Origin of the sequence: Pseudomonas protegens, from assembly GCF_003732485.1 — a bacterium.
GTDB lineage: Bacteria > Pseudomonadota > Gammaproteobacteria > Pseudomonadales > Pseudomonadaceae > Aquipseudomonas > Aquipseudomonas protegens_B.
Map to the genome: position 1 here is coordinate 73,658 of NZ_MOAK01000088.1, position 7,117 is coordinate 80,774.

Here is a 7,117-nt window from a genome sequence, read left to right on the forward strand (position 1 = left end):
TGCCTTCGCCGAAATCCGGCCAACGCCTTCGCCGGCAAGCCGGCTCCTACAACCCCAAACCGCGTACATCCCGTAGGAACTGGCTTGCCAGCGAAGAGGCCCGCCCTGCCTTCACCGGCATCCCGGCCGACGCTTTCGCCGGCAAGCCGGCTCCTACAGGTCTTGCGAACATCGTGGGGCCCTTGTTTTAAACCAGTACAATCCATCGCCCGCAGTGGATAATCGCCTCTCTCAAACATCCGCCACCCCCGAGGCACCGCAGTCGATGGACCCGACGCACACCCAAGCTCTGCAACAGCTACGCAAACTGATCCCCATCGGCCTGCGCCATGCCCAGACCCTGCTCGCCCGCTGCGCCAATAATCCGCAGCAAGCCGCCGAGCTCTACAAAGCCGAGCTGTTGCAGGTGCTGGTAGACAAATCCGGCCTGCCCCCCGAGCAAGCCCGGGAACACCTGCACGCCGCCGCTTACGACCTGAACCGCGCCCTGCACGCTATAGAAGAAGCGCGCTTCACCCTGACCCAGCGCATCCTGCGCAAGCATCACCGGGACAAAGGCCAGGCCCTGGACCTGATCGCTCAGGCCATCGAAGCCGCCGAGCAACTGCCGCGTCAGTTCTGGCTGGATTTCCAGCGTCTGGAACAACTGCCCCCGGCGCTGCGCTGCTTCATGGTGCTCCACGAGTGGCTGGCCTTCGAGGACTGGGAGGGTTTCGACAGCGCCCTGCACTTTCACCTGCCCCAGGCCATCGCTCAGTTCAGGTACCTGCAACTGGACGCCCTGGCGCACACCCTGGAACAGGCCGATCAGCGCCAGCAACAGGTGCGGGCCGCCCATGCTGCAAGCGACAGCACCACCGAGCTGGCGGCTCGGGTCAATCAGGACCCGCTCTTCAACCGTTGCCAGGACAGTTATCGCCAACATCGAGCCCAGCTCGACGAGCGTCTGTTGGAGTGGGTGGAACAGCATCTGCCAGCATTTCCCGCCTGAGCGGCACTGTCGCCGCTCATGCCACTCCTCGTCACACCCCAGAAGCCGGTAGACTGCCGCCCTCACCGAACACGGACCTCGGATTCAGCCCCCATGGAATTGCACTACCGCATCACCCCCGCCCACACCGAAGCCTGGATTGCCGAACCGCTGAAGCAGGAATTGCTCAAGGATGATCAGCAGCATGTCCAAGCCATGACCACATTTGCCCGGTGGCAAGGCCGTTTTATCGGTCCCGTGATGTTCGCCCTGTGTCTGATCGGCGGCTGCCTGTCGATCTATTTCCCCGAGCGAACCTTCACCCCGGAGAAGGTCATCGCCATGGTGGCGTTCGCCTTGATCTTCATCCCCCTGTGGTGGCGCTTTTCCGGGCGCTGGATCAAGCACCTGCAAGCCCGGATTGCCGCCACCCCGATCAAGCCCCAAGCGCCGTTGCGCGGGTTGAGTCAGCGCCTGATCGAAACCCGCTTGCGGGCCGTCGAAGGCACCTATTGCCTGAACTTCGACGACCAGGGCTTCACCCTGCTCAACACCCGCGGAGGTCAGAGCAGCCTGGCCTGGAAGCAGATCGCAAGCGTGCAGGAAATTCCCGACTTCTACCTCGTGGCGGACGCCGATATGGAGCGTCAAGGCGTGGCCTGCTTCATCGCCAAACACACTGACCTGATGCCCGCCGAAGCCTACCAGCAGGGGCTGCAAGCCTTCCTGAGCCAATGCCCGGCGGCACTGCCAGCGCACTAACCGCCTCTCTCAACGCCAGCCCCGACGCCCACACACACGGAATTTGCATGCACACATCAGCGTCCTCCCCTCGCCCGGCCCGCGCCCTGGCCATCCTCGGCACCGGCCACGCCCTGCCGCAGCGGGTGGTCACCAGTGCCGAGCTGGACCGCCAGCTCGGCCTGGAAACCGGCAGCGTGGCGCGCATCAGCGGAGTGCAGCAGCGCCACGTCGCCGATCCTGCGGACACCGCCGCCAGCCTCGGCGCCAGCGCCGCGCGCCAGGCCCTGCAAGCGGCGGGCCTGGCGCTGGATCAGTTGGACCTGATCGTCTGCGCCAGCGGCACCATGGATCAAGGCATGCCCTGCAATGCGGCGCTGCTGCAACGGGAGCTGGGCCTGGGCCAGTCGGGCATTGCGGCCATGGACATCAACGCCAGCTGCCTGGGCTTTATTGCCGCCCTGGACACCCTGTCCTGGCCGATCCAGGCCGGGCATTACCGGCGCGTGCTGCTGGTGTGCGCCGACATCGCCTCCTGCGGCCTGGACTGGCAGCAGGTGGAAGTCTGCGGCATCTTCGGCGACGGCGCGGCAGCGGTGGTGCTGGAAGCGGGCGACGGCGGCCCGAAGATCCTCGCCTCGCGCCTCAAGACCTACGCCGAAGGCGCCGCGCTGTGCCAGATCCCCGCCGGCGGTTCGCGCTTTCATCCGCGGCGCATCCAGGTGCCGTTCGAGCCCCTGACCAGTTTCACCATGCAGGGCAAAGGCGTGTTCCGCCTCGCGGCCAAGCACCTGCCCGAACTGATGGACGATTTGCTGCAGCAAGCCGCACTGTCCCTTGCGCAGATCGACTGGATCATCCCCCATCAAGCCAGCCAACAGGCCATGCAGCATGCGGCCAAACGCCTGAGCCTGGGGCCGGAGAAAGTCATCGATATCTTTGCCCAGCATGGCAATCAGGTGGCGGCGTCACTGCCCACCGCTCTGGATATCGCGGTGCGCGACGGGCGCATTCAACGCGGACAAACCCTGATGCTGATCGGCACCGGCGCGGGCCTGTCCCTCGGCGGCATGATCCTGGAGTTTTGATGAAGATCCTGGTCACCGGCGGTACCGGTTTTATCGGACGGCATCTGGTCTGGAAGCTGGCCGCCGAAGGCTGCGAGGTGCAGTTCAGCGGGCGCAACCCCGAGGCGGCGGCGCAAGTCATTGCCCACAGCCCGGCGCCCGTGCGCTGGCTGCCCCTGGAGCACGGCAGCCCGCTGGCCAAACGCCTGCTGGCCGATGCCAGCCGCGAGCATGACGCCATCGTGCATTGCGCCGCCTTGTCTTCACCCTGGGGTTCGCCCCAGGCCTTCGCCCGGGCCAACCTCGACTCCACCGCCGAGGTGATCCACGCCTGCGGCAAGAACCGCATCCCGCGGCTGGTGCATATCTCCACCCCCAGCCTGTATTTCAACTTCAGTGATCGCCTGGGCATCCGCGAAGACCAGCCACTGCCACCACCGGTGAACGACTACGCCCGCAGCAAGGCCCAGGCCGAAACCCTGCTGGCAGACGCCAAGCTGCCCGAATGCGTGATCCTGCGGCCCCGGGCGGTGTTCGGCCCCTGGGACGCAACCCTGATGCCGCGCCTGCTGCGGGTGATGCAACGGGGGGCGATTCCACTGATGCGCGGCGGCCAGGCACAGCTGGACCTGACCTGCGTCGACAATCTGGTGCACGCGGTGTGGCTGGCGCTGACCCGGCCCCTGCCGCGCCCGCTGTGCGTCTACAACCTGAGCAACGGCACACCCTTGGCCTTCAAGGACCTGCTGCAACAGATGGCCGAGCACTTCCGCCTGCCCTTGCGCACCCGTCGCCTGCCCTGGCCTCTGGTGCATAGCGTGGCGCGCCTGCTGGAGCTCAAGGCACGGCTGGGCAACGGCGCCGAACCCTTGATCACCCGCTACGGCGCAGGCGTCCTGGCCTTCAGTCAGACCCTGGACATCAGCGCCATCCAGCGCGAGCTGGGCTATCGCCCGGTGATCAGCCAGGACCAGGGCATCGCCCAGCACGCCCAATGGTGGCTGGCCCAACAGAGACAAAAACCATGAGCCGCAGCGTGAGCTTGAAGATCCTGCGGGCCGGCTGGTGCCAGCACCTGGAATGCATGGCCGACCGTGGCGGGCGCCTGGCGCCGGTGCAGTTTCCGGCGCTGTGCGGGCTGATCCAGCACCCGGAGCACGGCTGGATTTTGTACGACACCGGCTACGCCGAGCACTTCTTCCAGGCCACCCGGGCCCTGCCCGAGCGCCTGTACCGCAGCGCAGTGCCGGTGCAGTTGCCGGTGGTCGAGCAGCTGGGGGCGCAGCTACATGAGCTGGGCATCGGCCCGGGGGATATCCGCCATGTGATCATTTCCCACTTCCACGCCGACCATATCGCCGGGCTGCGGGATTTTGCCAATGCGCGCTTTATCGCCCTGGAAGCCGATTACCGGCATATCGACAGCCTGCGCGGCCAGCGTTGGCGCGCCACCCTTGGCGGCCATCTGCCGGGCTTGCTGCCGGACGACTTCAGCGCCCGCCTGCGCCTGGCCGAAGCCAGCCCCAGCTGTGCGCTGCCAAGCTGGATGGCGCCCTTCGAGCAAGGCCTGGACCTGTTCGGCGATGGCAGCCTGATCGGCGTGCCGCTGCCGGGGCACAGCGCCGGCCAGCTGGGCCTGTTCATCCCCGACGCCCAGGGCCGGCCAGTGTTCCTGGTGGCCGACGCCTGCTGGTCGGTGCCGGCCTGCCGCGCCGAGCGCCTGCCCGCTGCACCGGCACTGTGGTTTGCCAGCGCCGACCGTCAGCAATACGTGCGCACCTACAGCGGCCTGGGCCAGTTGATTCGCCGCGAACCGGCGGTGGCAGTGCTGCCGTCCCATTGCACCCAGGCCTGGGAGGCGTTCGTCAATGAACAGTGAGCGCCTGCTGGGCACTCTGCGCAGCATCGGTTCATTCGTGTTCAGCCGCTACGCCCTGCGCTTTCGCCGCCGTGAGCGGCTGGAAGCCTGGCAGGCCCGGCGCCTGCGGCACTTCATGGCCAAAGTCCTGCCCCGTGGCCAGCGCTTCAACGGGTTGACCCAAGACGGCCTGCACAACTTGCCGCTCATGGACAAAGCCGCCCTGATGAGCGACTTCGCCGCCTTCAACACCCGCGCCCTGAGCCTGGAACAAGTGTTGCCGGTGGCCCTGCAGGCGGAGCGTTCCCGGGACTTCAGCCCGACCCTGGGGGACATCACCGTGGGCCTGTCCAGCGGCACCTCGGGGGCTCAGGGGGTGTTCCTGGTCAGCAGTGTGGAACGCCAACGCTGGGCCGGCATCCTGCTGGCGCGCACCCTGCCCCGGGCGCTGCTGCCCCGGCTGCTGTGCCCCTGGCTGGCGCCGCTGCGCATCGCCTTCTTCCTGCGGGCCAATAGCCGCTTGTACACCACCCTGGCCAGCCGCCGCATCGACTTCGCCTTCCATGACCTGACCCTGGGCCTGACCGCCTCCCTGCAACGCCTCAACCAGCAGAATCCGGACGTGCTGGTGGCCCCGGCCACGGTGCTGCGCGGGCTGGCCCAGGCGGCCCTGGCCGGGCAGCTGACAATCCGCCCACGGCACATCCTGTCGGTGGCCGAAGTGCTGGAAAGCACCGACGCCGAGCTGGTCCAGCAAGCCTTCGGGCGCAAGCCGCAGCAGATCTATCAGGCCAGTGAAGGCTTTCTCGGCTACACCTGCGAGGCTGGCACCCTGCACCTGAATGAAAGCCACCTGCACATCGAGCCGCAATGGCTGGACCCTGAGCGCACGCGCTTCCAGCCGATCATCACCGACTTTTCCCGGCGTACGCAGCTGATCGTGCGTTATCGCCTCAACGACATCCTGCGGGTGGCCAGCGCGCCCTGCCCCTGTGGCCGTGCGGAGCGGGCCATCGCCGCGGTGGAAGGCCGCGCCGACGAGATCCTCTGGCTGCCCCGGCTCGACGGCCAGCAACTGGCACCGCTCTACCCTGACGTATTGCGCCGGGCCCTGCTGATGCTCGGGGCGGAACTGGAGGAATACCAGATTCACCAGCGCGGGCTGCTCTGGCAGGCCAACCTGCGTACCTCGGGCGACTACCACGGGCTGTGCCAGCGCTTGAGCGAAGCCCTGGCCGAACTCTGCGCGCAACAAGGGCTGCAGGCGCCGCAGCTGAGCTTCGGCCACTGGCAGGCACCACCGCCACAAACAAAAAGACGCCGTCTGCTGATGCTGCAACTACCCGAGGGACTGCCATGCGTGTATTGATTCTCGGCGCCCGGGCCCCGGCCTGCCTGGAGTGGGCCCGGGCCTTTAGCCAAGCCGGCTGGACGGTGACCGTGGCCGATTCCCTGGCCCAACCCCTGAGCCGCTTCAGCCGCGCCGCCGAGCACTTCGTGCGCCTGCCGGAACCCCGCCACGACCCCGAGGCCTGGATCGAAGCCCTGGCGGGGGTCATCCGCCAACAGGCCATCGACCTGCTGCTGCCCACCTGCGAAGAGGTGTTCTACCTGGCCCACGGCCTGGAGCGCCTGCGGCCTTTGTGTCGGGTGTTCACCAGCGACTTCGAGCTGCTGCACCGCCTGCATCACAAAGGCGATTTTGCTGCCATGACCCAGGGCTGGGACGTGGCCGCGCCGCCGACCCGGGTGCTGCATGACCCGGCTGCGGTGCAGGCGCTGGCGGCGGAGCACGACGCCCTGGTGTTCAAGCCGGCCTATTCGCGCTTCGCTTCCCAGACCCTGATCCGCCCGAGCCCGGCGCAACTGGCAAAAGTCCGGCCCAGCGCCGAGGCGCCCTGGGTGGCCCAGCAGTTTGTCCCCGGCCAGGAGTACTGCAGCTTCAGCGTGCTGGTGGACGGCCAGTTGCGCGCCCACAGCAGCTATCAGCCGCGCTACCGGGTCGGGCGCGGCTCGGGGATCTACTTCCACAGCTGTGCCCCGGCGCCAATCCGTGCGTTTCTGGAACAGTTCGGCCGGGCCACCGGCTACACCGGGCAGGTGGGTTTTGACTTCATCGAGGACCGCCAGGGCCGCTTCCACGTGCTGGAGTGCAACCCCAGGGCCACCAGCGGCGTGCACCTGTTCGACGACCAGCGCGTGCAGTTGGTAGCGGCGCTGGGCAGCGAAGCCGACGCAGCGCTGGAGGCGACCCTGGAACCCCGGATGATCGCCCTGGCCATGCTGCTTCTGGCGGCGCCGCAACGGGCCTTGAGCCGCACGTTCTGGCACGACTACCAACAAGCCAGGGACGTGATCGTCCAGGACGGCGATCGCGGCCCGCTGACCGCCCAGCTGCTGAGCCTGAGCGAGATCATCGGCCGCGCCCTGACCCGCCGTTGCGGGCTGCTGGCCGCCTCCACCGCCGATATCGAGTGGAAC

At 67.4% G+C, this 7,117-nt stretch carries 7 protein-coding genes; all 7 read left to right on the forward strand.

The features are described 5' to 3' along the window. Positions 1–265: 265 nt before the first annotated feature. Positions 266–991 carry a hypothetical protein gene (locus tag BLX41_RS31710; protein ID WP_123728049.1) on the forward strand — a complete coding sequence of 242 codons (726 nt, stop codon included), beginning with the start codon at positions 266–268 and terminating at the stop codon, positions 989–991. A 93-nt stretch (positions 992–1,084) separates the two neighbouring features. Further along, on the forward strand, positions 1,085–1,732 hold the full coding sequence (locus BLX41_RS31715; RefSeq protein ID WP_123728050.1) for a YcxB family protein: 648 nt from the start codon (positions 1,085–1,087) through the stop codon (positions 1,730–1,732). Between the two features lie 47 nt (positions 1,733–1,779). Then, entirely contained in the window at positions 1,780–2,799 is a 1,020-nt protein-coding gene (locus tag BLX41_RS31720; protein WP_123728051.1) for a beta-ketoacyl-ACP synthase 3, read from the forward strand. Further along, entirely contained in the window at positions 2,799–3,806 is a 1,008-nt protein-coding gene (locus BLX41_RS31725) for an NAD-dependent epimerase/dehydratase family protein (protein WP_123728052.1), read from the forward strand. The genes BLX41_RS31720 and BLX41_RS31725 overlap by 1 nt, the downstream gene beginning before the upstream one ends. Next, positions 3,803–4,657 carry an MBL fold metallo-hydrolase gene (locus BLX41_RS31730; RefSeq protein WP_123728053.1) on the forward strand — a complete coding sequence of 285 codons (855 nt, stop codon included), beginning with the start codon at positions 3,803–3,805 and terminating at the stop codon, positions 4,655–4,657. Before BLX41_RS31725 ends, BLX41_RS31730 begins: the two co-directional genes overlap by 4 nt. Further along, complete coding sequence (locus BLX41_RS31735; protein ID WP_123728054.1) at positions 4,647–6,005, forward strand: F390 synthetase-related protein; 1,359 nt, start codon at positions 4,647–4,649, stop codon at positions 6,003–6,005. The genes BLX41_RS31730 and BLX41_RS31735 overlap by 11 nt, the downstream gene beginning before the upstream one ends. Then, on the forward strand, positions 5,993–7,117 hold a 1,125-nt coding region (locus tag BLX41_RS31740), incomplete at its 3' end, for an ATP-grasp domain-containing protein (protein WP_123728060.1). The genes BLX41_RS31735 and BLX41_RS31740, both read left to right, overlap by 13 nt.

Bases quoted from the DNA above. Each gene is read 5' to 3' on its own strand.
- BLX41_RS31710 (WP_123728049.1), top strand. From the start codon at position 266: ATGGACCCGACGCACACCCAAGCTCTGCAACAGCTACGCAAACTGATC.
- BLX41_RS31715 (WP_123728050.1), top strand. From the start codon at position 1,085: ATGGAATTGCACTACCGCATCACCCCCGCCCACACCGAAGCCTGGATT.
- BLX41_RS31720 (WP_123728051.1), top strand. From the start codon at position 1,780: ATGCACACATCAGCGTCCTCCCCTCGCCCGGCCCGCGCCCTGGCCATC.
- BLX41_RS31725 (WP_123728052.1), top strand. From the start codon at position 2,799: ATGAAGATCCTGGTCACCGGCGGTACCGGTTTTATCGGACGGCATCTG.
- BLX41_RS31730 (WP_123728053.1), top strand. From the start codon at position 3,803: ATGAGCCGCAGCGTGAGCTTGAAGATCCTGCGGGCCGGCTGGTGCCAG.
- BLX41_RS31735 (WP_123728054.1), top strand. From the start codon at position 4,647: ATGAACAGTGAGCGCCTGCTGGGCACTCTGCGCAGCATCGGTTCATTC.